This is a genomic window from Aurantimicrobium sp. MWH-Uga1, from assembly GCF_003325955.1.
Classification (GTDB): domain Bacteria; phylum Actinomycetota; class Actinomycetes; order Actinomycetales; family Microbacteriaceae; genus Aurantimicrobium.
This window is the reverse complement of the sequence record NZ_CP030929.1, coordinates 118,465-144,238: the sequence shown is the minus strand read 5'-3', so window position 1 is coordinate 144,238 and position 25,774 is coordinate 118,465. Positions and strand designations below refer to the sequence as shown.

Genomic DNA, 25,774 nt, shown 5'->3' with positions numbered 1-25,774 from the left:
CCTACCGTTTCATCTCATCGGTTGGGGAATCATCGTTCATGTCCAAAGCTTCGACGGTGAGTTCTTCAGCAAGCTCGTCATCTGCGATAGAAACATAGTTCAGCAGGTTGTCGTCATCTTTGTTCTGCTCAGACAACGCAATGATGCGCAGCTCAGAATTGAAGGCCTCGACAGCCTCACGTTCCGTGTTGATGCCATCAAGCAAGCTCTCGCCATTCTCCAGCAAGATTGCAGAACGTTCTTCGAGACGTTCAGTCAAAGTGTTCGTACGAGCACGTGCGCGGCGAATAATTCCTGCTGCGGTTTCTCGAGCTTCACGAACGAGGGCAACTCCCTCTTGGCGTGAGATGGCAAAGTTCTTTTGAGACTCGACCAGAATTTCGCGTGCACGTTCCCGGGCGATATCGAGGTTCTTTTGTGACTCTTCAAGCAGTTTTGCGATGTACGTTTCGTTTTCGGCAATGAGGCGACCGTTGTCACGCTCTGCTTTGGCACGGAGAATCTCGATTTCTTCGTCGATCCGTCGCTTATCGCGTTCGTGTACTTGGCGTAATGTTGCGATTTCAATACGAGACTGTTCAATCTCTTGAGCCAACTCAGTCTCAAGTGATTCGCGAACCTGAGCGCCGCCAACAGTGATTGCTTCGGCAATCTTGATTGCTTCTTCGTGTTGAATTTCTGCATTGGCAAGAGTTGCTTTCGCTGTCTTGAGAGCATCGCTGAGTTTCTTCTCAGATTCTTTGTTCAGACGTTCAACACGGGCTTCGGTGTCTGCAATGAGTTTTGCTGCTTGCTTTTTGGCGTTTTCGGTGACTGCTGCAGCTTCTTCTTCTGCCGCTCGACGAGTGAGAGCACTGGTAGCTTGTGCATCGGAGATGAGCTTGCCCGCTTGTTCCTCAGCAACTCGCAGTGTCTGCTCAAACGCAGCACCAAGATCAGAGAAGGAAGGCTTTGCGCTGGCGCGTTTGAGAGCACTGCGCACTTCTGCGACCTCACGGGTAAGAGTGTCAATGCGCTTATCTATTTCTGCACGCTCAGATTCCAGGCGTGAGACCTCAATCTGCACGTCGGTGAGAGCAACGTTAACCTGCTGGGGGTCTAGTCCCTTTTTGTCAGGCACAACGGGAAGTTCGATATCCACGATGTCCTTTCGCCTCGACAAACCTGGAATAAACAGTCCCTATCAGTATACGGGCAGAAATTTAGCCAAAATCAGGCATTTTGTTTAAGAAAGGGGTAATCCCCTATTCGAGGTGAACTAGCTAATTCAGTGCACCAACGGATGCTAAAGCGGCTCGGAGCAATGCTCCCCGACCGCCCTCCATCTCAGAGGTCACCGCATTACTGGCTGCCTCGTGCGGTGTGAGCCAGGTAATTTCCAAAGCGTCTTGGCGCGGATCACACGTGCCTGTGACGGGGACCACATATGCCATTGAGACTGCGTGCTGGCGTTCATCGGTGAACTGTGAGATGCCCGGAAGCGGGAAATACTCTGCAACGTGGAAAGGATTGGGGTTTGCTGGCAAGAGCGGGAACGCCATGGGGCCCAAGTCTTTTTCAAGGTGGCGAAACAGCGCTTCGCGAAGAGTCTCGCCATACATCACACGGCCAGAGACGATTGTGCGGGTCATTTCTCCAGTTGCATTTGCGCGAAGAAGTAATCCAACCTCTGTGACAACTCCGAGACCGTCAACCCGAACAGGCACTGCCTCAACGTAGAGAAGGGGAAGCCGGCGGCGGATCGAGGAGAGCTCGTCGTCACTTAGCCAGCCGCCGTTGGGATCAGGAGTTCGCACGCTCATGACCTATTTCTACCGGAACACTGCCCGGCGAGGGGGATTTATCCACCAACTGCGCGAAAAAACTTCAGCGACGTGAAAGCTTGGCACGTTTCTTTGACGCCATCAGGCCCAGAAATGCGAGGCTCGACATAATGCTTAGCACGCTCAGAAATGAACCAATAGAAAGAATGCTGCCAAAGGACCCAATGGATCCGATTGAAAAGGCTGATCCTCGAGAACCGATGGACATAAACGAGTTCGTGGACCATAAGCTCAACACTGAGTTCTTCGAGCCCACACTCATTACAGAGTTTTGATCGTCCATGAGTTCAAAGATACAGATGTGTAGCAGTAATCGCTCTGATGAACCCAAAATAGACAGCTGGTTTAGACTGAATAAAGTTTCAGTCCTAAATGGGCGTTCCGATGATGAGGTAAGAGTTGTTCACTTGGATTAAGCGCATGCTCAAGCGCAATACAACTGCTTTATCGCTTACTACTGTTTTCGTTCTCCTTGGTTCTTCGGCAGTTCATGCTGTTTCAGCATCGGATTTGTTTCTAAACCTCGTTGCTTCAGATTCTGGTTCATATGACTCATCAACTCCGGGAACGTGGCGAGACTTATCTTCATTCAATAGAAATGGAACAATTACCGGATCTCTCAATTACAACAATGCAACAGGTGCTCTGGAATTTCCCAACAGTGGGGCAAGCAATCTCGGAAGCAATTCCTATGTTGACATGGGTTCAGGATTCAATAACTTCGGAAGTGGAATCACTATCGAATTCGAAGGTCATTTTGGTGCCACTAACCAGGCCTGGGAAAGAATTTTTGATTTTGGCAACGGTCCAGCAGCAGACAACATTTGGGTTGGGGTGCTAGGTGAGTCAAGCAATCCCAACGAACTTGCCATAGAAATCTTTCATGGCGCAAATGGTAAATCCCGCTGCATCAGTACGAATCAAGCACTTCTAAACAATGGACAAGCAGGGGTATTCGCCAAATTCGTAATTACTCTCGATGGCTCAAAGTGCAGAATGTACAAAAATGGGGCGGAGATTGATACGGCTGTCGGCCAAGTCAGTTTCTTCAACGATTCGAACGATCTAGGAAGCACCTATACTTCTTTGCCGCTCAATGTAATTCGAAACAACAATTACATTGGCAGAAGTAACTGGGGTACTGATGCTTCCTTCAACGGTGCAATCAAATACGTCCGAATATACACTGCAGCAATTACATCAGCAGAAGCTGCAAGCAATGCAGCTTCATATACTCTGACCTACTCTGCAACCGGTTCAACGAGTGGCTCTGCACCCGCTTCTAGGACAGGAAACGGTCTCATAACTCTCGACGGGAACAGCGGTTCGTTAGCAAAGCCTGGCTATACATTCACTGGCTGGGCTGACAGCGCCAATCAAACAAATGGAACCACGGGCTCTTATAACCTCATCGCTAACACGACCCTGTATCCCGCTTTTGCGGTAAACACTTACAACGTCACATACATTGAACAGGGGGGAAGTGCTGTCAATGATGGAACATTTACTCACGGTGGCTCCCTTACTTACCCCACGAACCCCACTAAGACCGGGCATTCATTCTTAGGTTGGTTTGCCGCATCCTCTGGGGGCACAGCTCGAAGTGCCAGTGATGTTTCAGCAGGCAACGCAAGCGTCACACTTTACGCTCAGTGGAGCGCCAATACCTATAACGTCACATACGACGAGCACGGTGGAAGTGCAGTCAATGACGGAAGCTACGTATACGGAAACACCTTGGTATTTCCCACCGCACCAACACGTTCTGGATATACCTTCGCGGGCTGGTTCGCAGCAGCCACGGGTGGCACTGCCCTCACCGCCTCAGCAGTTTCGGCAGGCACATCAAACGTGACATTACACGCTCAGTGGACTCCTCTGCCCTCCCAAACAGTTACTTGGGCCCCAACGAACACTTCTGTATTGCGAAATCTGTCATCTGTTACTCCTTCAAGCCCTGCTACGACAAACGGTGATGGGCAAATCTCTTACAGTGTGGTTGATGCGCGAACAACCGGCTGCTCTGTTGATAGTTCAACTGGCGTTGTGAGCTTTACTGGAGTTGGGATTTGTTCAGTTCGTGCAACAGCGGCATCCACAACAAACTATCTCGCTGACACACAGGATGTGGACTTCAGTATCTCTTCATCTACACCTACCGTTTCCTTGGCGTTAGATATGACAACCGGCTCAAATGTTGCTAACTCGACTGTTGATTATGCAGCTTCTGGCCTTCAAAGTAACTCTGCGTGGACGCTAATTGTTCGTTCGAACCCGCAAACAATTGCGTCGGGAACCTTTAGCAGCAGTTTGCTTTCCGGTTCGGCACAAATTCCTGCCGGACTCTCAGAAGGATGGCACAGCATCACGCTGACTGGAACAGGTTCAAACGGTGAAATAATTTCTCACGCAGTCTGGTTCGAAGTAAGCAGCAGCGGAACCCTGCTACAAACTTCGGGAATCGGACCTGTGACACCGACATCTAGTGCAGCAGTTCTCCCTCAAACAGGAGGAAACATTGATTCTCTCTGGATGGGAGCGGTACTTCTCCTAACAGGTGCGACATTTTTCTTGCTTAGAAGATCCACCGCTTCAAACAAGTAAATTTAGACCTCAGTTCTTTAGCTCAAAAGAGCCGGTTATTTGTTTTCCAACAAACTTTTCTTGACTAGCTGACGCTCCCGCATGGCCATAAACAGTGGGAAGGTGAAGGCCATCGCGGTCACACCAGAAAGCAGGATGTATAACCACACACGCTTCATTCCAATACGTCGAGATTCGGTAATCATGAACACCACTACAGCGATGGCGACGATAGTGAGATCGGCCGAGAGCACCCAATCAACTGCAGAACCAAACCAGGCACCCAGGTAGTCCTCCTGATTCATCACTGCAATGCCGTTGAAAATCCAGGCAGTGATCAGTCCCACAATGGAGAGCATGAAATAAACCCAGAACAGCTTCTTATGCATGATGTGTTACCCCTTAGTCGTGACTTCACCCTAGCGCGTGAGTTCTCAAACCCAATGCTTGAAATTTGCTGAGAGTACTCCCAACAGTCGTCACATACTCTTGAGGCATGACTGCCAGTGCGTCCAGTTTCACCCTGCCCGCAACTCAGTGGACTCGGGCACGCATGTTTCTGTCAGCTCTGTTGATAGTCAGTTCAGCCCCGCTGTTTTTTGTGCTGCATACCCCGTGGGGATACCTCACCGTAACCGCAGGTCTTGCTCTCGCTTTCACCATCTCATGGCGCTTTGCCAGAGACCTTTTGCTTATCGCTATTCCCCTCGTTGGTATCGAACAGATTGACCTCAAAGCCAATCTGGAATGGGGCAACATCGCTCTGATGGGAACCGTTCTGGTTCTGGCTGTTGCTGTGCCCTACTCACTCAGCAGGTGGGTCTTCAAAGACCACGCCATTACTTTTCCGGGTAGACCAGGACAACCGTGGACCAGGTTGGAATGGATCTGGCTTGGACTAGTTCTCATCCTGGGGTGGCTGATCCTGCCGGTGTATTTCATCGGCTCGGGAAGTTATCTCAACTGGCCTGCCGTGGCCGAGCCTTCTGAAATTGCTCGACTGTTTGTTGGCGTTGGCTTTGTCGGCATCTGGGATGAGCTGTTCTTTATTTGCACCATCTTTGCGCTGCTCAGGCGGCACTTCCCGTTGTGGCTTGCCAACGGTTTACAAGCAATCGTTTTTGTTTCATTCCTCTGGGAACTTGGCTATCGCTCGTGGGGACCTTTACTCACGATTCCGTTCGCGCTGATTCAGGCGTGGATTTTTGAGAAGAGTAAATCGGTCTACTACGTCATTACCGTGCACTTACTCTTTGACGTCGTTGTCTTCCTTGTTCTTATTTATGCCTACCACCCGCAGTGGGCACCTATCTTTCTTTTCCCTGCGCCATAAGAGGGAAGGGTTAAATTCCTCCATAGGGTTTTGCGCGGGAACTAAGGAAAAAACACATCAAAACATAGGTATTTTCTCTGCTAATTTAGGAAAGGATTAAAACTTTTCCCCATCCCAATTCTTTATTGCAGTGGGCGTATTTCTCTCATCACCTCTCAATAAGATCTAATTTCCAAAAACATAGGTTGTAATGAAAAAGCTTCTTGGACTATCTCTCACCGCTGCACTCTGCGCTCTGGTGCTTTCACCAGTTTCCGCTAGTGCATCAAATCCAACGCTTAACTTTTACATTTCACCCCCTACGGTTCAGAACACCTATGTTGCTGGTGCAGAAATCGCCACCTTCAACAGCTACACAACAGGTGCATGCCCTACAGCATGGACATCTGACACCTCAACATCAATCGGAACTATCACCACCACCGGCTGCAGCATCTCTGGTCCTAACCAATACGGTGGCGCTACCACTGGAGCAGGAGGTGCTGCATTGAGCCGGCCCTCGGGCAACGGGACCAACTATGCGAGCGTCCCCAGCAACAAGACTGTGACACTTACACTCGACCAACCAGAAAGCTACCTAGGTTTCTGGTGGTCAGCAGGTGACGCTAACAACACCGTGAAGCTTTACTCAGGTGGAACTTCTGGCACCCTTGTCGGAACTTTCACAACTGCATCCCTTGTTTCATTGCTCAATAACGGCGTGGGCTCAATTACGGCAATTGACAATACGTCCTACCAATCTTGTGAATACTTTGGAAACCCAGTACTCACAACCTCTCGATGTGGAAACCTCACCAACACTGAACCATTCGCATATGTGCACCTCATTGGTGCTAACGGGTTAACTTTTGACACACTTGTCTTCTCTCAGGGTTCCTCAGGTGGCTTTGAATTCGACAACATGGCTATCGCCCGAAATGTCAACACTCCTGCCACTTCATTAATTAGTTTCCCTGCAGAGCTCAATGCTGGTAACCCTAGTCAAGTAGCAGATACGTGCACTGCCTTCACCAGCAACTTCGCTTGGACAGCTTCTAACTTTGCTTCAAGCCCGTCGTACGCAATTTCACCAGTGCTACCGGCAGGATTGTCCCTCAACACTGCCACCGGTTCAATTTCAGGTACGGCCAGCGCGGCATCAAGCCAAGCGAACTACACAATTACTGCAACTGCTGGGGCTCAAAGCGCCTCCGATGTCATTAGCCTCAGTGTTACTGACGCAGGAAACTTGCCATGTCCAACTGCAAGTCCAACCCCGTCTTCACTTCCTGCAACAGGTCAAACTAATTCCGGAGCTGTGCCTGTTGCACTCTATTTCGCTGCGGGACTGCTACTAGCAGGATCTGTGCTCGTCCTTCGAAAAAAGAAAATCTCGAAGTAAACCCAGTACCAGTCACAGACCATAACAAAAGCCCCCTATTGAATAAATAGGGGGCTTTTCTGGCGGTCCTGGTGGGAATTAAATTCTTTACATAGCCCCAGTCACAGTTGGGTGAATGTGAGAAGTGCGCGGAAAAACAGCGTCTTGAGGGCATTTCGATAACTCAGCTAAATGCGTAGTTTCGTTCAATTGTGTCCACGATGTGTCCTTTTCAAAGGCCTTAATTAGTCCAACTTGAAAATGAATTACGCAACTGTATCCAATTTTCCCCGGTAGGCAAGCAGGAGATACATTCCCAGGAGCAGCAAAGATATTCCCAAGATAAGAAAATTAACAGCGGCTAAGCCAGTCCTAGGTAATCCAGTTGGACTTATCGTGTTTTCTGAAGGCTCAGTTGTCTGAGAGGCCAACAATGTTCCTGTCGCACTCACTTCGAACCAGACTGCAGTGGAGACTAAACCGCCATTAATGCTGGTGCCTGAAAGGGTCAAAGAATGCCACCCAGCACTGAGCCCCGAAGGAATTGCTGTAGAGCCTACAACTGCACCTAAAGAACCGATATTTCCGCTGGCCAAGGTTTGGGGTGTCGATCGCAAAACAAGATTCCAGACAGCGCCAGGCTGCAAACCGGTGGTGGCATAATCAACTGGTGCGTTTGTTATCGCATTACCAATAGCAACATCCAAGGTCAGCGACATAGTTGTCGTCGCGGATCCAATGGTGAATGTGACGTCTTTATAGGCAGAGCTATATGTTGCATTTGCATTCGCAGTTGCGCGTATGACGCATACGCCCGCCCCAGAAAAACTCACGATTCCTGTTGAGTTGCCAACTGTGCACTGGGATGTGGTGTCAGATTGAACACTGTATGTGATGTTTCCGGTTCCGCTCGTAGTTGCTAAAACAGAGGGGGTTAACGGTGACGCATTTGCCATAACTTGAGTGTTGGTAGGCGCCCAAGTGACTGTTTGAGCCTGCGGTGTTGTAATGGTGAAAACAACATCTTTGAATGCTGACGCTTCAGTTACCGTTCCAGCCGCAGAGGCACGAACGACACAATCACCTGCTGACGTGAAAGAAATCACGGGAGGGTTAGATCCAGAAACTGTGCAGCCGGTAGTTCCTGCATTGTTTACCGCGTAGCTAATGGCACCGGAGCCAGAAGAAGTTGCGGAGGAATTCGGTGTGAGCTGGGCCGAGGTGAATGACGCCGAGGTATTTGTTGGTGACCAGGTAACCGTCTGAGCCGTCAGAGCAGATGTAATTGTGACAGAAGTTGGTGTCGTGAATGGCGCGAGGTAGTAATTATTGGCATTGACGCCGGTGAGGCTGAGGCCTGAAACATATGAGACTGAATAAGTTCCAGGACTGACTGCTGAGGGAATCGAGTATTGAACTGTTCCCGTTGGTGCTGCTAAACCGAGAGTAGCTAGGTTTTGAGTTGTCCCAGCAGAGTCGACGATGACATAAGACATGGTGCTGTAGGTTCCATCAGTTGGTGCGACAACTTTGACGAACAATGGAACCTGCGGCGAAGCTAATCCCTGCAGAATTGGCATCGAACCCGATGATTTACTCCAAACTGAAGGACTGAATCCATTGGGCAATGTTGTGCCTGGAGTGGCTGTTACTGATGTGTAGCTATCAAAAGCGCTATTGGCTTGCCAGAAATTGCCCAAAGTAGTGAAGGTTGTATAGCTGGAGTAAATTCCTCCTGTGGTTCGTGACTGCCACCATTCACGCCAACCAGCTATACCGCCGACAGATTGCCCACTTCCAGTAATTGCTGCCCACGAAAAAGAATCCTTAATGAATGTTGACCCATCAGCGATGAACTGACCTACCAATCCACCCGTTCCGTAGTAAAGTCCATGTCCACCCTCAAGGATTACACCTGTTGAATACGTTCGCTCAAGCTCAAGATGAATATTTCCGTTCGTACCGTGGAGAGCAAATGCGTCACCCAATAAGCCGCCATTAGCCATTTGGTTGGAATATGTTCCCGCTGATCCTACTGTTGCAGTCGAATACGAATCAGAGATGAAGAGACTGCCGTTGTTGAAGCAACCAATTAGCCCCCCAGCAAAAAAAGAGCCTTGCTGATCAGTACCTGCTGTGTCTTGAGCGACGACAGACCCTGAACTCCACACATGTGAAATGTTTGACGAATAAGCAGATGGTGTTGATGTTGATGAAGTTAAGTCACCAACCAACCCGGCAATAAGCCCAACACGGATGTTATTCGAAGTGCTTGAAGATGTCGTCTGGATAAATGCATTCGTCACTCCGAAATTGCGAATTGTGGCTCCACGCAATTCAGAAAAGAATCCGAGGTTTGTTGCTGGTCCTGCCGCTGTAGTGATTTTCAGACCGGAGACTTCATTACCAAGACCGTCGAATACTGATGAAAAAGCTCCCGTGACCACGGAGTTTGAATAGGTATCTGTTAGTGCTAAAGATCTTCCTAAGGCAATAAAGGTTGATGACGAAGTGAGTGCCAGTAACTGAGCCTTGGTATTCACCACAGTAAAGACTTGAGAATTAATTGTGAGTGAAGGTGTTGCGCCCGTGAGTTGAATACTTGCTCCGGAGCCAGTTGCCAATTTATACAACGGCGTTGAAGTCAACTCCAATGCTGCCGTTGTTCCGGACGCCTGGATGGATTTATTGATATTCAATGCTCCAGTCGCCGTCAGAGTGAGCTTCGAGGAATTGGTCCAGACTATTTCCGAATTGACGTCAATAGTTGTTGCAGAAATTTGAGTATTCCCAGAAGCAAGCGACGCAACAATGTCGGAAGCATTAATACTCACGGGCGCTGAAGAAGTAATGACTCCATTGGTTTTTGACCATCCGTTGCCTTCGGACGCCCCACCATTGCTCACAATCGTGATTGAGGAAACACTTGCCTGAGCAGACTGTGGCTGAAAAGCAATCAAAGTGCCAACCATGAACAGCAGCACCAGAACGAAGCGAACAGGCTGAAGACTCGACAAAAATGACATAGGAATTGGCCTCCAACAAAAGGTTAAGAAATCCCGCTGTTGAAGCTTGTGGAATTCAGTGGCACACCACTGAATTCCACCGCCCCAAGTACCCTTACTTTCCCGGAATGGTCGCATTCAGAGCAAAACCCCTGCCCTGGATGACCCATTCGCACTGAGAGGAATTAACGTCGCTTCCTGATGATGGTGTTTCGAAGTAACAGCATTCCTAAACCGAACAATATGGCGGCACCAGCAAAGAAGTATGGGGCTGTGCCTGTCCTGTCGCCAGTAGCTGCAAGGCTTGGTGAACTAGAGGTAGAAATCGAAGACGTTCCACTTGAACTTTGAGGGACGTCTCCGCGAGCCGCCGCCGCTGTACTGTTGATATTCGCAATTGTTGCCCCATAGTAGACAGCTAGATTTTGAAAGCCTGCTCCAGTATGAGTCCCTACATACAGTGTTCGCACTTGTGTTCCGTCAAAATTTGCCTCATGCACATACTGTTCAGTTGTGAAGTAAAACTTTCCTGTTGAGTGACTAACAAACATTGAAGAAGGTGCAGTGCTCGTCAGAACAGGGTTGTATGCAATAGTGGCGAATGACGATGGATCTGAGGGAAGATACGTTGCAAAAGATGCCCAAGGCGCGGCAGAGCTCGCTGCAAAAACTTTCCCGTCAACCGGATCGACCCCTACTCCATCGCAGTCTTGGAGGAAATTAGCCTTGAGAGTTACGGGGGCACTTACAGTGGACCCTGTAATTGTGAATTGGAACAGGTCCCCTGGTGTATCTGCGCCATTGACGTAGTTGGAGAAAGTGCAATAGGTCAATGTGTTGTTGTAAGAATCAACCCACATCCCCCAACGAATTTTCATAACTGAGCTGTGGCTTAATTCAATGCGAAGATCTGTGCCGTCGCTCTTGAACGAATAAATTTTATTGTCGCTCGCGGCCGCATAGAATCTCTCCCCAAAATAGTCCGCAGCTAGAGCATGAATTACAGGAACAGTTGAGCCAGTTAAAGGAAGAGAAACTGTAGTTATCGTGCCAGCAGTTGTGGCAATTGGCGATATTAATACCTTGCCTCTGATGTTCGATCCACCGCCATTTGACGCCCAAGCAACGTAACCGGAAGTAACGGCAACCTGGTTTACGGAGCTTGCTGTGTCTTGCCAGAAGATTGACTTGGGAGTCGGTGTTGATTTGAAATCACCGATGTAAATGGCACCGTCCGTCATCTCCGTGACAAAAAGCACTCCCTCAGTACCACCCTGCATTGTCGGGTCAGGGGTTGTGGCGTGTGCAGGCAGGGCGAAGAACACCATGCAAAACGAAAGAGAAGTTGCTAACAAGAGTCGAAAAATTTTAGGCATGAAATACTTCCATTTGCGTATTCACGAAGCTTTCGTGAATAAATCATGAGCTCGCTCAACAATTCAGATGAGACGGTGTCAAAATACAAAGGTCTTCAAAACCTGAACCTCGTTTTCAGTGGCTAACTATTGAATAGTTAAGTTTTTGCTTGTAGATGCAGGTTGTTGCTTTCAGTGGCATACCCCTGATTTGCTCATCTGTATGAACCTGAATGATGAGAAACTGACATTTAACCGAAGGGCCAAAAGATGTTTCAGCGTCGAATTCTCATTGTCGAAGATGACGAGTTCACTGGCTCGCTCATCACAACTGCGTTAACCAGTGCAGGCTTTCAAGCACAGCTTTCTACTTCAGCTCTCTTAGCAAAGCGTGCGCTTCGTGAATTTGATCCAGACGCAGTTCTCGTAGACATTGATTTGGGCATTGGTCCGAACGGTATTGAATTTGTTCAACTTGTTCGCAAGATCAGACCCGACATCACTCCTATTCTTCTGAGCCGTCACGGAGACACTGTCAGTGCTGGGATGAAAGACGCAAGAATTCCAGAAGGTGTTGCGTACCTCAGAAAGAGCATCATTAAGTCAACTGATGCTTTAGTAACAGCTGTCCAAGAGGCGATGCGTGGCAAAACAGAATCACTACGACATGACCGGCAGCGAGTGGGCGGTCTGGGTATGTTGACAAAAACTCAAAGAGAGATTTTGCAGATGATGGCCCAAGGACTCTCCAATAAAGAAATAGCTCGGCAACGTGGGGTGACTATTTCTTCGGTAGAACAGATCATCCGTGGAATCTTTAAAGTCTTTGGACTGTCACAAGACGACCTTATTTCGCCACGAGTTGAAGCAGTGAGAATTTTTGTAGCAGAGAGTGGCCTCCCCAAGCGCCCACAATCATGATTGATTTTTGGAGAAGCCTCGGTCGCAAAGAAGCGATCAATTGGATCTCAGTTGCGCTACTTTTGTTCATCCAACTCAATGGCGCTCTATTGGTGGACTTTAAAGTCGATCTTGAAGGAAAGATGCCGCTTTTTTGGTTGGCAAATGCTCTTCCGTTTCTCCCAATGGCATTAGTTCTGGCATGTGGCCGTTACGTGCTTAATCCACGTTTACCCACGTGGCTGAGGCCCTTAAGCACTCTCATTCTTTTTGAAACGTCGATCTTGCTCAGATTAACGACATTTGACTGGTTACTTCAAAATTTTGGAATAACGGATAGCAGCCAATTCTGGGCAAGATTTGGAGCTGCGCAGGCAAACCAACTCATTGTGCTAGTTGTCATGGGGTATCTAATAGCTTCCGCGCGAGACTTTTCGCGTCAAAACTCTCAACTGGCGACGTTGCTCGCTACATCAAAAAACACACAGCTTGATTTGCACAGTAGGTTGCAAAGCAGAAAACAATCTCTCATTTCAAACATTGAGACCCAGCTTTCTAGTTCTCTTGCCTTAGCAGACGGAAATAACTCTTCTCATGATGCAGAAAGACTCAAAGACTTAATAGATACCGTCGTCAGACCATTGAGCTATCAACTAGGGCGTGGAGCACGACTAGATCTGGAATCCAAACTGGAAGTTCCAGAAACAAAGATTGCACTTCGCAATTTGATTCGTCAAACATTCACTGGGAACCCTGTGTACCCATTGATATCAGTGTTGTGGATGTACTTCCCACTACTGACTTCTCTCGCAAGCTATAACAAACCAAATACCTTGGCGAATTCTCTTGTATTTTCGATAATTTTTCTCGGCGTGCTCGTTCTATTCAGGTTTTTTTGGAACCAAGTTCCTCAGCACTGGGGCCTACCTGCTCGAATAATCCTCTTCATCACTGTTCCCTTTGTTCTATCTGTCTTGGGTGGATGGTTTTTCTTCCTCATCTCGGAAATCAATTCGTACGACAAAATCATCATGTTGTTCTTCTACTTTGTCGCAATCCTCACAACTATTGCTCTCGTGGGTACTTCTCGCAGAATGCTCAAAGATCTAAATTCAGAACTAACACTGGCTAACAACGAAGTCAGGCGAGAAATTGTGAGTGAGAATTCCGAGGCTCGGCAATTTGAAGAATCGATGTCACGAGTGCTCCACGGCCCAATACAAGATGCTATTTGGGCATCGCTTCTCAGGCTTGAACAGTTCGCTCCGAACACCAAACTGACCAAAAAAGATATTGAGTATGTTCGACAACCAATAGCTGAAGCACTCTTGCTGTTGAAGGAACCTGACACCAAAACACAAAATATCGAAGAATCAATACAGGAGCTCATCGAGCTCTGGAGCGGTGCTGTCGCCATCAACCTAGATATTTCTCTAGATCTCACACAGCACATTGAAGCGTCAGAGGGAACAAACAGAGTACTTGCTGAGATTCTCCGGGAAGCCATTTCCAATGCCATCCGTCATGGAGACGCTACTGAGGTGGATGTCCACTTAGCCCTAGATCCGAAAGGTCAAGACATTTTGTTAGTGGTATCAAACAATGGTTTCCCTGTATCCGAAGCATCTACTCCAGGATTGGGTACACAACTGTTGAATGATCTCACCATCATGTGGACAAGAAAAAACGACGCCAACCGAGTCGTTCTTGAAGCGACAGTTCCGCTTCTGCAAAGAAATTGATTAATCAGCACGCGGGAGTTGACCGCACATAGGAAAACACCTGAATAAAAACATTCAGGTGTTTTCTTTGTCTAACGACTTCCTATGGCGGTCCCGGTGGGATTTGAACCCACGGTACGCTTTCACGTACACAACTTTTCGAGAGTTGCACCTTCGGCCGCTCGGACACGGAACCAGTATTAAAGAGTTTACGCACAGCTTGCGCACGCCACCAATCCACTGTCCGCCGCCACAGCTAGGCTGTCCGCATGGCCAAAGCAACTCCTGGATACACCTGCACTGAATGTGGTTGGACCACGGTTAAGTGGGTTGGCCGTTGTGGTGAATGCCAGGCATGGGGCACCGTCGTGGAAGAGTCCACAAAGACCGGTATCCAAGTCAAGATGACCCCTGTATTTGTCAGCGAAGAGAATGCTGCTCGGCCCATCACGGAAATTCCGGTCGATGGTGAACTCTCCCACTGGGCCAGCGGAATCAACGAGTTTGACCGTGTGCTGGGTGGGGGAATAGTCCCCGGTGCTGCCATCCTGCTTTCTGGAGAACCTGGCGTAGGAAAGTCCACTCTGCTTCTCGAGGTGGCATCTCGCGCTGCCAAGACAGACATCAAAGTTCTCTATGTCAGCGCGGAAGAGTCCGTCAGTCAAGTACGTTTGCGTGCGTCGCGCACGGGCGCGCTCACCGAAAATCTCTACCTTGCAGCTGAGACAGATTTGTCGACCATCATCGGCCAAATTGATGCAGTACAACCTGCCTTGCTCATTGTTGACTCCGTACAGACTGTTGCCAGCTCTGCGGTGGATGGTCTGGCTGGGGGACCCAGCCAGGTTCGCGAGGTCACTAGCGTTCTCATTCGCGTAGCGAAAGAACGAAACCTCCCCATTCTTCTCGTTGGTCACGTCACCAAAGACGGCACCATTGCCGGGCCCCGCCTTCTCGAACACTTGGTTGATGTTGTCTGCCACTTCGAAGGAGACCGTCAAACCGCCTTGCGCTTTGTCCGCGCACTCAAGAACCGCTTTGGCCCCACTGACGAGGTGGGCTGCTTCGAAATGACAGGTGACGGCATCGCCGAAGTCCCTGACCCCAGCGGCTTATTCCTGAGTCGGTCTTCCGTTGCTGTTTCCGGAACGTGTGCGACGGTTGCCCTGGAAGGCAAGAGACCTCTTCCCGTGGAAATCCAAGCGCTTGTGGTTCCCAGCAGTGCTCCCAATCCTCGTCGAGTCACCAACGGGTTAGACAGCTCACGTGTTGCCATGTTGCTGGCTGTCTTAGAGCGCCGAGCAGGACTCAAACTCAGTGACAAAGATGTCTATGTCTCCACTGTGGGCGGTGTTCGATTGAATGAGCCTGGTGCTGACCTAGCGATTGCTATTGCCGTGGCGAGTGCATTCCATGACAAGCCAATTGCGCATACTGTGGCGGCTTTTGGTGAAATTTCCTTGGCTGGAGAAATTCGGCCCGTCACTGGCGGTAAGCAGCGTGATGCCGAAGCGACCCGCTTGGGCTTTAGCACTCGCATTGATCACAATGTGGGAACATTGCGCTCTGCACTCAAGGCAGCCTTTGACACTGCAAAAGATGCCCGCGAGCGCGAAATTGACGCTGCCTTCTAAACAGCCTCAGCTTTGAGAAGACCGAAGTGTTCGATCTCCTCGTCGGTGAGCATGCGTGAGCGAATCATGAAACGAACTCCCTCGGGAGCTTCAACCGAGAATCCGCTACCTCGACCCTTCACCACATCAACGGTGAGGTGGGTATATTTCCAATACTCATACTGCGATGCCGACATATAAAACTCGATGGGGTCCAGGCCGTCAATCTCGAGTTTTTGCAGCAGGACGTCGGATCCCCCGACCCGAAACATCCCGACGGGGTAACACATCGGGGAGCTGCCATCACAGCAGCCCCCCGACTGGTGAAACATCAACGGACCGTGCTTGAGTGTCATCTTGCGCAGAAGCTCAGCGGCTTCTTGCGTGTAATCAACCCTCGTGTAGTCCATGTAATGATTCTCCCGTGTTTGTTGCCTGTTTGATAGTGCCGATTTAGAAGAAGCCCATGGGTCCTTCTGCGTAGGAGACCAAGAGGTTCTTGGTCTGCTGGTAGTGATCGAGCATCATCTTGTGGTTCTCGCGACCGATACCAGACTGCTTGTAGCCACCGAAGGCAGCGTGAGCAGGGTACTGGTGGTAGGTGTTGGTCCACACGCGCCCTGCCTCAATGGCACGACCAGCACGGTAAGCGATGTCACCGGTACGGCTCCATACACCTGCGCCAAGACCATAGAGGGTGTCGTTGGCGATGCTGATGGCGTCGTCGTAGTCCTTGAAGGAGGTGACGGACACCACAGGGCCAAAGATTTCCTCTTGGAAGATACGCATGGAATTCTTACCTTCGAAGACAGTGGGCTGGACGTAGTAACCACCGGAGAGTTCACCACCGAGGTCTGCACGTTCACCACCGATGAGAACCTTGGCACCTTCAGCCTTACCAATGTCGATGTAGCTGAGGATCTTCTCCAGCTGGTCATTGGATGCCTGTGCACCAATCATGGTGTTGGTGTCCAGAGGGTTGCCCTGGATGATCTTGCCCACACGAGGCAGAGCGTCAGCCATGAACCCGTCATAGATGGAGCCCTGAATCAGTGCACGGGAAGGACAGGTGCACACTTCACCCTGGTTCAGGGCGAACATGGTGAAACCTTCCTGTGCCTTCTCGTAGTAGGCGTCCTTCTGAGCTGCAACGTCTTCGAAGAAGATGTTGGGGCTCTTTCCACCGAGCTCGAGTGTGACAGGAATGAGGTTCTCACTTGCGTACTGCATGATGAGGCGACCAGTGGTGGTTTCACCAGTGAACGCAATCTTGCGGATGTTGTTGTGAGAGGCAAGAGGTGCACCAGCTTCGATACCGAAACCGTTAACAATGTTGAGCACACCATCTGGAATGAGGTCCTTGATCAGATCCAGGAGTACGTGGATCGATGCTGGGGTTTGTTCGGCTGGCTTGAGCACGATGCAGTTACCTGCAGCCAGTGCTGGTGCAAGCTTCCAGACAGCCATCAGGATGGGGAAGTTCCAGGGAATGATCTGGCCAACTACACCCAGTGGCTCGTGGAAGTGGTAGGCCACGGTGTTGTGGTCAAGTTCGGAAATGCCGCCTTCTTGAGCACGAATGGCACCAGCGAAGTAGCGGAAGTGGTCAATGGCCAGAGGAATGTCTGCGGCCATGGTTTCACGAACAGGCTTACCGTTATCCCAGGTCTCTGCAACAGCAAGGAGCTCCAGGTTTGCTTCCATACGGTCAGCAATCTTGTTCAAGATGATGGCACGTTCGGTGGCACTGGTCTTACCCCAGGTTTCGAAGGCTTTCCATCCTGCTGCAACAGCCATGTCAACATCTTTGGCATTACCGCGGGCGATCTCGCAGAACACCTGGCCAGTTACTGGCGTGATGTTCTCGAAGTATTCACCAGACGACGGTGCAACATACTTGCCACCAATGAAGTTGTCGTATTTGTGGTTGAACGTGATGACGGCATTAGGTGTGCCGGGGTTTGCATAGACAGTCATTTATGTACCTTTCGACGTCTTTGTCGTAGTGCCGGATATGGCAGTACAACATTAGGGAGCGAAAGGTTGCAGAAAGTTGCGAAGGGGAATTACTGCCCTTGCAGGAAGACGAGATTCTCCACATGAGCAACCACATGGGCACGCTTGGGGGACTTTGCCGGCAACATCTTCAGCACCTGATGCCACACATCAAGATCTTCTAAGCCTTGCTCGGAGTTGGCGTAGTCCATCAGAACTTCCACCGAAGCATCACTGAGGAGTGACTCACGCAGGTGCGAACACACTTCGTTTCGAATCTCTTCAATACCCGGTGAGACCGAGTCCGGAAGCAGCGTCCCGCGGAACGCGGACAACGCTGCCCGGTGGGCGCCACGATCCAGCAAAGCCACGACGTGCTGGGCATCTATCTCAACCTGCTCCGGGAGGCGATACGGCTTAGACTCTGGTGCAATCCCCGGCTGGAACTTCTCCAGGAGCTTGCGCAAGCGCACCATTTCTGGGCGCAAGCGAGACGTGGCATAAGGGTCTCCCCACAACAGCTCTGACAACCGTTCGGCAGATAACCCCGAACGGTTCCAGGCCAGCAGCGTCATAATTTCTGCATGACGTTGAGTCAACTCGAGGGAGCGATCTCCAATGGTGAGAAGTGCTGTATCTCGGCCAAGGATGTGCAGTGTCGCCCGAGCTGATTTGTTCTTCACTGAAGAAGGCAAGTTATTGAACAAGACAAACTTGGAGTTCGCAGCTGACCGCGAGGATGCGGCATCACGACTGCGAAGCCTGCTCACCATGAGCTCTGTCTCAACAGCGTGAGCCGTTGCCTCAACCAGTGGCATGGTGTGACGATCCACCGCTTGGTCTCCCCCGGTGATATCAATAACACCAATAATGGCTTTGGTCTCTGGGTCGTGAACAGGAACAGCCGTGCAACTCCAGGCGTGAACAAGACGGTTGTAATGCTCATCCCGGCGAATCTGAATCGCGTGATCCAAGGCAAGGGCTGTTCCCGGTGCTGAGGTTCCCGCCACGGATTCACTCCAGTCAGAGCCTTCAACAAACATCATTGACTCGGCACGAGACTTGAGCCCTTGGTCACCTTCAACCCAAAGCAAGCGTCCCATCGCGTCCCCCACAGCAACGAGCATTCCTGAATCGTTATCTGCATCGCGCACAAGAAGCTTGCGAATAACCGGCATCATTTGAGCCAGGGGGTGTGCTTCCCGATAGTCGTGAAGTTCACTGCTTTCAAAGAGAAGTGGAGAGAGCATCCGATCAGGATCAAGTTGGCTTTGTTCCGCGCGCGACCATGAGTCGCGCACGACTGCGCGAACAGTGCCGGGAACCACAACATCGGGGTCGGCAAGCCAGGGACTTGTCACGAGGTCGAGCATACGCCCTTCAGGCGTTCAAAGAAAAGTGCTAGTACAGCAGGAACTGACTTGAGGTCTTGGAGGTTGCTTCGCCCACCTTGGCAGTGAGGTAATAGGAAGCACCACCGGCAGGAACCTGATCGCGCACGCCACCACAGGTGTCGGGAGCGCTGCGCTCACGAGGCCAGGCAACTGGAGCTGAAGGGTAAACAACACCGGGCTCCAAAATGGCGACCGTGTCAGACTTCTCTGTTTGGCAGTCGGTGGAAACCCAGTACGTTTCTGCACCGGAAGTAATGGTGAGCTGCTGTGCCGCTGTTCCCACGTTGTAATAGCAGGCAGTACTTCCTGTGTTTTGGATAGTGAGAGACAGATTAGGCAAAACACCTGCTTGGTAATCCACACCATCGGTGACAGGAGTCACCACGAGGTTCTTCACAGCGCACTCTTTATAGGAGGACACATCAACTGTTGGAGTGGGGGTAGGGGTGGGAGTCTCTGATGCAACAGCGGTGGGTGTGGGTTTCGCTGTTGCGGTGGGGGTGGGCTCTGGCGTTGCCTGACCGGGACGAACAATGATGAGTACAACCGCAGTAACGACAGCAATAAGTGCGAGAAGAGCGACCAATCTGCGGCGGCGATAAACCGCGGGTGAGAGGCGTCCAGGTTGTCCAGGCATCTGAGAGCTCATGCCCCTAAATTACCTACAGGACGCGCAGCATCCTTGTATTTCCCAGAGTGTTGGGTTTTACACGGGCAAGATCCAGGAATTCGGCGACACCCTCATCGTGCGAAAGCACCAGTTGAGCATAGGTTTCAGGATCAATGATGGCGTCCGAGACTTCCACAAAACCGTGGCGGGTAAAGAAGTCCACCTCAAAGGTGAGGCAAAAGAGTCGCCCAAGTCCCAACTCTGTGGCATCGTCGACGAGCCTGGCCAAAATGGCAGCGCCAACGCCTTTGCCCAGCCATTCGGGAGTGACAGCGAGGGTACGAATTTCACCCAAGTCTTGCCACATGACGTGAAGAGCACCGCAACCGATGCGGTTGCCGTCGCTGTCTTCGGCGATTCGGAACTCTTGAACAGCCTCATAAATAGAGACAGCGTCTTTGCCCAACAAAACTCGGGAGTCAACCAATGGTTTCGTGACTTCGAGAATCCATGGCACGTCTGCCGTGCGAGCACGACGAACGTGAATGGGTGAAGAAGTCATGCTCCCCAGAATACTCTGGCGAGAGGATTACTCCCCGTCGGCCACAATCTCTGGCGTAGCCGAAATACCGTTGGCCTGAGAGGCAACGGATACGCCAACCGCTTCACGCGCAGTGGTGGTGAAGACGAATTCGCCACCAATGAAGTCCACGTGGACGTGATCTCCAGCTGCGAGCTGGCCTTCGAGAATCTTCTCGGAAAGGCGATCTTCGACCTCGGCTTGCATGGCGCGACGCAACGGACGAGCACCCAGAGCTGGGTCGAAGCCGACCTCGATGAGGCGGTCCTTCGCAGCTTGAGTGAGCTCGATGGTCATGTCGCGATCCATCATGCGGTCGCTCAGGCGCTTGGTGAACAGGTCCACAATCTGAACCAGCTCTTCCTTGCTCAGCTGAGGGAACACAATGATGTCATCAACACGGTTGAGGAACTCAGGCTTGAAGTGCTTCTTGAGCTCTTCGTTGACCTTGCCGCGCATGCGGTCGTAGTCATTGACTGCGTCCCCTTCAAGCTGGAAACCAACAGGGCCGCCGGAGATTTCCTTGGTTCCCAGGTTGGTGGTCATGATGATGACGGTGTTCTTGAAGTCAACAACACGTCCTTGACCATCGGTGAGTCGACCCTCTTCCAGAATCTGGAGCAGAGAGTTGAAGATGTCAGGGTGTGCCTTCTCAATCTCATCGAAGAGAACAACACTAAAGGGCTTGCGGCGCACCTTCTCAGTGAGCTGACCGCCCTCTTCGAATCCGACGAATCCGGGAGGAGCACCAAACAGACGTGAAACGGTGTGCTTTTCACCGTATTCACTCATGTCGAGTGAGATCATGGCGTTTTCGTCGTCAAAGAGGAACTCAGCCAGTGCCTTTGCCAGCTCGGTCTTACCAACACCAGTTGGACCGGCGAAGATGAACGACCCAGAAGGACGCTTGGGGTCTTTGAGTCCCGCGCGGGTGCGGCGAATGGTCTTGGACAGAGCGGCAATAGCTTTCTCTTGTCCGATCACACGCTGGTGCAGGGCCTTCTCCATGAAGACCAGGCGAGCTGATTCTTCTTCGGTGAGCTTGAAGACAGGAATACCAGTCGCTTGGGCAAGAACCTCGGCAATAACGCCCTCGTCCACGATGCCCTGACCACCTGCATCGCCCTTGCGCCACTCAGCCTCACGGCGAACACGCTCAGCTTGCAGCTGCTTTTCTTCATCGCGCAATGCGGCAGCACGTTCGAAGTCTTGGTCTTCGATTGCTGCTTCCTTCTTGCTGCGGGTCAGAGCAATCTGGTCATCCAATTCACGCAGCTCTGGTGGGTTGGAGAGGATGGATAGACGCAGACGAGCCCCTGCCTCGTCAATAAGGTCAATGGCCTTATCCGGAAGGAAGCGGTCTTGGATGTAACGGTCGGCAAGGTTTGCTGCCGCCACGATGGCGCCGTCGGTGATCTGAACCTTGTGGTGTGCTTCGTAACGGTCGCGCAGACCCTTCAAGATGTTAATCGCGTGAGGCAAGGAAGGCTCCGCAACCTGAATGGGCTGGAAGCGGCGCTCCAGCGCTGCATCCTTCTCAAAGTGCTTGCGATATTCATCCAGAGTGGTTGCACCAATGGTCTGGAGTTCACCACGAGCAAGCAGAGGCTTGAGGATGGAGGCAGCATCGATTGCGCCTTCCGCAGCACCAGCACCAACCAGTGAGTGAATCTCGTCGATGAAAGTAATGATGTCGCCACGGGTGCGAATCTCCTTGGTGACCTTCTTGAGGCGCTCTTCAAAGTCACCACGGTATCGAGAACCAGCAATGAGAGAACCCAAGTCGAGGGTGTAGAGCTGCTTGTCCTTGAGTGTCTCAGGAACATTACCGGAAACAATCGCCTGAGCGAGGCCTTCGACAACAGCAGTCTTACCAACACCGGGCTCACCTATCAGAACAGGGTTGTTCTTGGAACGACGAGAAAGAATCTGCATGACGCGTTCAATCTCTTTTTCGCGCCCAATAACTGGGTCAAGCTTTCCTTCACGGGCAGCGGCAGTGAGGTTACGACCGAACTGGTCAAGAACCTGAGAACCACCCTGAGCAGAAGCTGCCTCGTCCTTGTTTCCGGCCGCAACAGGCTCCTTACCCTGGAAGCCAGAGAGAAGCTGAATAACTTGCTGACGAACACGGTTGAGATCAGCACCGAGCTTGACCAACACCTGAGCAGCAACACCTTCACCCTCACGGATGAGACCTAAGAGGATGTGCTCAGTGCCAATGTAGTTGTGTCCTAGCTGCAGGGCTTCACGCAGCGAAAGCTCAAGAACTTTCTTTGCTCGTGGAGTAAACGGAATGTGGCCGGTGGGCTGCTGTTGGCCTTGACCAATGATGTCTTGGACCTGCTCGCGCACGGCGTCGAGGGAGATGTTGAGGGACTCGAGAGCCTTTGCTGCAACACCTTCGCCTTCGTGGATTAGACCTAAGAGGATGTGCTCAGTGCCGATGTAGTTGTGATTGAGCATCTTGGCTTCTTCTTGCGCCAAGACAACGACGCGGCGAGCGCGGTCGGTAAATCTCTCAAACATTTTTCTCCCATCAGCACTGTGGTGTTCGTATCCAGTGCAGGTCTTGCTTTTGAGAGTAACGCCGTATTGCCCTCAATGGTGCCCCTGTTCGCCCACGGCGTGAGCTGGAATGGTGATGTTCGCTGGAGGGGGAACGCTTAGAGCATGGAATAAATGCTCACCCCAAAACGTAGTCTGTAAGTATGAGCATTCTGACTCCTCGCGATGTGCCCCTGGGTGGCCTGCGAGCGATGACGGTGCGCAGAACTTTACCTAACCGGCACCGCACCACGATTGGTGCGTGGTGTTTTGTTGATCACTTTGGTCCAGACCTTGTTGAACTCAGCGGTGGCATGCATGTTGCCCCCCACCCACACACCGGTTTGCAAACAGTCACCTGGCTTTTTGAGGGCGAAGTGGAGCACCACGACAGTGTCGGCAGCAGTCAATTGGTCAGCCCTGGTCAAGTGAATCTGATGACTGCAGGTGCGGGAATTTCTCACTCGGAGGTTTCCACCGGCACCACCTCCCGACTCCACGGTGTGCAGTTATGGGTTGCCCTACCTGATGAACACAGGTTCATTGCTCCCTTCTTTGAGCACCACATCTCTCCCCGCATGAGTATTGGCTCGGCCCAGTTCACGGTGTTTGTGGGAAGCCTCACCGGTGATGACGTGACCGCGACATCCACAGCAACAACCTTTACCCCACTAGTGGCAGCAGAGATCCTGATCCCCGAAAACACCACCATCTCCATCCCGGTAGAGCGTAGCTTCGAACACGGTTTCCTCATTGATTCGGGTGAGCTTACTGTCAACGGTGAACAGGCGCTCAAAGATGAACTCGCCTATGTTGAGCCTGGCCACACCAACATCACCATCGCCTCTGGCGATTCGCCCTCTCGAGTTCTGTTGATAGGTGGTGAGCCCTTTGAAGAAGAACTCGTGATGTGGTGGAACTTCATCGGCCGCAGCCATGAAGAAATCGTCCAGATGCGCCAGCAGTGGCAAAGCGATGTTGTTGAGGGCAACAAACCTGACGGAGTCTTTGGTACCGTCGCATACGAGGGCGCCGTAATACCTGCCCCAGAAATGCCTCACGTTCACCTTCGACCACGAAAGTTGCCCAGGCCATGAGTGATCTTTATGACGGAACCGAGAACCGCAAGTTCGGCCGCGTGTATAAAAAAGAAACCCCCGACATCATGGAGGCGTTCCTCGCTTTCGACAACGCTGTCTTTGCCGAAGAAGGCCGAGCTATTCCACTCAAGTTCCGCGAGCTCATGGCACTGAGTGTCGCATTCACCACTCAATGCTCTTTCTGTATCGATGCACACACCAAGGGGGCTATCAAAGCTGGAGCAAACGATGCCGAGATTGCTGAAGCAGCCTGGGTCGCTGCAGCACTACGTGCAGGTGGTGCGTTTACGCACGGTCGCATGGCACTACAGGTCAGCGACTCCGTGAATCACGAGCACTAACCATGACTGAAATTCAACACCCCGAATCTGTCGAGCGTTTCCGGGCGGCTCTGAAAGAGCACGGCGCAGATGGTGATGTTGTTCGCCTCGATGACAACGCACACACCGCCCAAGCCGCTGCAGAAGGTCTTGGCATTACCCGTGGTCAAATTGCAAACTCGCTCGTCTTCCTCGCCGATGGCGAACCCGTACTCGTGATGAGTTCTGGTGGACACCGCGTGGACACCGACAAAGTTTCTGCTGCCTTTGGTGGAAAGAAGATCACCAAGGCCAACGCTGATGATGTGCGTGCAGCAACGGGTTATGTCATTGGTGGAGTCTCCCCCGTGGGCCTTGCCACCGAACTTCCTACTCTGGTTGATAACGACCTTGCTCAATATGAGACCATCTGGTCAGCTGGAGGTCACCCGGCCTATGTCTACCAAACCACCTTTAGTGAGCTTGTTCGGATGACAGGTGGAACTCCTGCTGATGTGGGGGAGTAATTAGCTTTTTCTGTGGGATCCGCTGTCTGTTCCGTGGATGGCAAACTCATCGATTGCGTCGAGTTCTTCCGGCTCAAACTCTGGACCGTGAATAGCGGCAATGTTGTCTTCGAGCTGCTTCACCGACGAGGCGCCAATGAGTGCTGAGGTGACACTAGGGTTACGCAGTGTCCACAGCAAAGCCATTTGAGCGAGCGTCTGGCCGCGGGCCTCGGCGATAGCCGCCAGACCGCGGACGCGCTCGAGATAAACCTCATTGATGCGCTCTTCGCCGAGATGAACGCCGAGGGCAGCACGCGAATCCTTAGGGATGCCCTTCAAGTAGCGATCGGTGAGCATGCCTTGAGACAAAGGCGAGAACACAATGCAACCCGCACCAATCTCATCAAGGGTGTAAAGCAAACCAGAGCGCTCGATGGTGCGATCAAACATGGAGTAGCGAGGCTGGTGAATCAGCAGGGGAACACCGAGTCGATCAAGTTCCTTTTTTGCTGCCAGAGTTTGCTCGGGGGTGTAGGAGGAGATACCGACATACAGCGCCTTGCCCTGCTGCACGATGGAAGCCAGTGCGCCCATTGTTTCCTCAATGGGGGTGTTGGGGTCTGGACGGTGGGAGTAGAAAATATCGACGTAGTCCAGACCCATGCGCTTCAGGCTCTGATCCAAGGAAGAGATCAAGTACTTGCGAGACCCCCATTCCCCATAAGGGCCGTCCCACATGAAATACCCTGCCTTGGACGAGATGACCATCTCGTCTCGGTAAGGCTTGAAATCTGAAGCGAGGACCTCGCCGAAGTGTGACTCGGCAGAGCCGGCAGGAACGCCATAGTTGTTGGCAAGGTCGAAGTGAGTCACACCCAAATCAAATGCTCGACGAAGAATTTGCTTCTGGTTCTTGAGTGAACCTTCGTCACCGAAGTTATGACAGAGACCTAAGGAAATCTCAGGAAGTTTCAAACCCCACTTACCGCTTCTGCGGTAATTCATAATGTCGTAGCGAGTGGGAGCTGCTTCGTAGGCCATTGTGAC

At 51.4% G+C, this 25,774-nt stretch carries 22 protein-coding genes and 1 tRNA gene; 9 read left to right on the top strand and 14 right to left on the bottom strand.

The window, feature by feature from the left end; translation table 11 throughout:
- Position 1 precedes the first annotated feature (1 nt).
- The 3 genes from AURUGA1_RS00745 to AURUGA1_RS00735 all read right to left on the bottom strand — a co-directional run bounded on the left by AURUGA1_RS00745 (position 2) and on the right by AURUGA1_RS00735 (position 2,106).
- The gene (locus tag AURUGA1_RS00745; RefSeq protein ID WP_114128456.1) at positions 2-1,141 is read right to left on the bottom strand and encodes a hypothetical protein; all 1,140 of its coding nucleotides are present in this window, start codon (positions 1,139-1,141) and stop codon (positions 2-4) included.
- A gap of 121 nt (positions 1,142-1,262) precedes the next feature.
- Complete coding sequence (locus AURUGA1_RS00740; RefSeq protein ID WP_114128455.1) at positions 1,263-1,802, bottom strand: NUDIX hydrolase family protein; 540 nt, start codon at positions 1,800-1,802, stop codon at positions 1,263-1,265.
- Between the two features lie 64 nt (positions 1,803-1,866).
- Positions 1,867-2,106 carry a hypothetical protein gene (locus AURUGA1_RS00735; RefSeq protein WP_114128454.1) on the bottom strand — a complete coding sequence of 80 codons (240 nt, stop codon included), beginning with the start codon at positions 2,104-2,106 and terminating at the stop codon, positions 1,867-1,869.
- A gap of 137 nt (positions 2,107-2,243) precedes the next feature.
- Between AURUGA1_RS00735 and AURUGA1_RS00730 the strand changes: the two genes are divergently transcribed.
- Entirely contained in the window at positions 2,244-4,427 is a 2,184-nt protein-coding gene (locus AURUGA1_RS00730; RefSeq protein ID WP_114128453.1) for an InlB B-repeat-containing protein, read from the top strand.
- Between the two features lie 35 nt (positions 4,428-4,462).
- Here AURUGA1_RS00730 and AURUGA1_RS00725 read toward each other — a convergent pair whose 3' ends face one another.
- On the bottom strand, positions 4,463-4,795 hold the full coding sequence (locus tag AURUGA1_RS00725) for a DUF2834 domain-containing protein (RefSeq protein ID WP_114128452.1): 333 nt from the start codon (positions 4,793-4,795) through the stop codon (positions 4,463-4,465).
- A gap of 107 nt (positions 4,796-4,902) precedes the next feature.
- Between AURUGA1_RS00725 and AURUGA1_RS00720 the strand changes: the two genes are divergently transcribed.
- Complete coding sequence (locus tag AURUGA1_RS00720; protein ID WP_114128451.1) at positions 4,903-5,739, top strand: CPBP family intramembrane glutamic endopeptidase; 837 nt, start codon at positions 4,903-4,905, stop codon at positions 5,737-5,739.
- Between the two features lie 190 nt (positions 5,740-5,929).
- Positions 5,930-7,120 (top strand): putative Ig domain-containing protein, encoded by a 1,191-nt coding sequence (locus AURUGA1_RS00715; protein WP_114128450.1) that lies wholly within the window; start codon positions 5,930-5,932, stop codon positions 7,118-7,120.
- A 245-nt stretch (positions 7,121-7,365) separates the two neighbouring features.
- Here AURUGA1_RS00715 and AURUGA1_RS00710 read toward each other — a convergent pair whose 3' ends face one another.
- Complete coding sequence (locus AURUGA1_RS00710; protein WP_114128449.1) at positions 7,366-10,125, bottom strand: hypothetical protein; 2,760 nt, start codon at positions 10,123-10,125, stop codon at positions 7,366-7,368.
- Positions 10,126-10,289: 164 nt separating this feature from the next.
- Positions 10,290-11,480, bottom strand: coding sequence for a hypothetical protein (locus tag AURUGA1_RS00705; RefSeq protein ID WP_114128448.1), 1,191 nt, complete (start codon positions 11,478-11,480; stop codon positions 10,290-10,292).
- Between the two features lie 249 nt (positions 11,481-11,729).
- On the opposite strand from AURUGA1_RS00705, the gene AURUGA1_RS00700 reads away from it, so the two are divergent.
- Positions 11,730-12,380 (top strand): response regulator, encoded by a 651-nt coding sequence (locus AURUGA1_RS00700; RefSeq protein ID WP_114128447.1) that lies wholly within the window; start codon positions 11,730-11,732, stop codon positions 12,378-12,380.
- A complete protein-coding gene (locus AURUGA1_RS00695) occupies positions 12,377-14,101 on the top strand; it encodes a hypothetical protein (RefSeq protein WP_114128446.1) in 1,725 nt (574 codons plus the stop codon). Before AURUGA1_RS00700 ends, AURUGA1_RS00695 begins: the two co-directional genes overlap by 4 nt.
- Positions 14,102-14,186: 85 nt before the next feature.
- Here the strand turns inward: AURUGA1_RS00695 and AURUGA1_RS00690 are convergent.
- Positions 14,187-14,276 (bottom strand) — tRNA-Ser (locus AURUGA1_RS00690).
- 73 nt (positions 14,277-14,349) lie between these two features.
- Between AURUGA1_RS00690 and radA the strand changes: the two genes are divergently transcribed.
- On the top strand, positions 14,350-15,714 hold the full coding sequence (radA, locus tag AURUGA1_RS00685; RefSeq protein WP_114128445.1) for a DNA repair protein RadA: 1,365 nt from the start codon (positions 14,350-14,352) through the stop codon (positions 15,712-15,714).
- Here radA and AURUGA1_RS00680 read toward each other — a convergent pair.
- From AURUGA1_RS00680 to AURUGA1_RS00655, 6 genes are all read right to left on the bottom strand, one after another.
- Complete coding sequence (locus tag AURUGA1_RS00680) at positions 15,711-16,103, bottom strand: DUF779 domain-containing protein (RefSeq protein WP_114128444.1); 393 nt, start codon at positions 16,101-16,103, stop codon at positions 15,711-15,713. The genes radA and AURUGA1_RS00680 overlap by 4 nt on opposite strands.
- Before the next feature lie 43 nt (positions 16,104-16,146).
- Positions 16,147-17,670, bottom strand: a complete 1,524-nt coding sequence (locus AURUGA1_RS00675; RefSeq protein ID WP_114128443.1) for an aldehyde dehydrogenase family protein — start codon at positions 17,668-17,670, stop codon at positions 16,147-16,149.
- Positions 17,671-17,759: 89 nt separating this feature from the next.
- A complete protein-coding gene (locus AURUGA1_RS00670; RefSeq protein WP_114128442.1) occupies positions 17,760-19,061 on the bottom strand; it encodes a helix-turn-helix domain-containing protein in 1,302 nt (433 codons plus the stop codon).
- A 28-nt stretch (positions 19,062-19,089) separates the two neighbouring features.
- Positions 19,090-19,731, bottom strand: coding sequence for a hypothetical protein (locus AURUGA1_RS00665; RefSeq protein WP_240187426.1), 642 nt, complete (start codon positions 19,729-19,731; stop codon positions 19,090-19,092).
- 13 nt (positions 19,732-19,744) lie between these two features.
- Entirely contained in the window at positions 19,745-20,254 is a 510-nt protein-coding gene (locus tag AURUGA1_RS00660) for an amino-acid N-acetyltransferase (RefSeq protein ID WP_096382630.1), read from the bottom strand.
- Positions 20,255-20,281: 27 nt separating this feature from the next.
- Complete coding sequence (locus AURUGA1_RS00655; RefSeq protein ID WP_114128440.1) at positions 20,282-22,801, bottom strand: ATP-dependent Clp protease ATP-binding subunit; 2,520 nt, start codon at positions 22,799-22,801, stop codon at positions 20,282-20,284.
- A 182-nt stretch (positions 22,802-22,983) separates the two neighbouring features.
- Between AURUGA1_RS00655 and AURUGA1_RS00650 the strand changes: the two genes are divergently transcribed.
- From AURUGA1_RS00650 to AURUGA1_RS00640, 3 genes are read left to right on the top strand one after another with little or no spacing between them, the layout of a single operon-like run.
- Entirely contained in the window at positions 22,984-23,916 is a 933-nt protein-coding gene (locus tag AURUGA1_RS00650; protein WP_114128439.1) for a pirin family protein, read from the top strand.
- On the top strand, positions 23,913-24,260 hold the full coding sequence (locus AURUGA1_RS00645; protein ID WP_114128438.1) for a carboxymuconolactone decarboxylase family protein: 348 nt from the start codon (positions 23,913-23,915) through the stop codon (positions 24,258-24,260). Before AURUGA1_RS00650 ends, AURUGA1_RS00645 begins: the two co-directional genes overlap by 4 nt.
- 2 nt (positions 24,261-24,262) lie before the next feature.
- Positions 24,263-24,745, top strand: a complete 483-nt coding sequence (locus AURUGA1_RS00640) for a YbaK/EbsC family protein (protein WP_114128437.1) — start codon at positions 24,263-24,265, stop codon at positions 24,743-24,745.
- On the opposite strand, the gene AURUGA1_RS00635 is transcribed toward AURUGA1_RS00640, so the two are convergent.
- Positions 24,746-25,768: an aldo/keto reductase gene (locus AURUGA1_RS00635; protein WP_114128436.1), complete on the bottom strand. Its 1,023-nt coding sequence runs from the start codon at positions 25,766-25,768 to the stop codon at positions 24,746-24,748.
- Positions 25,769-25,774: the final 6 nt, after the last annotated feature.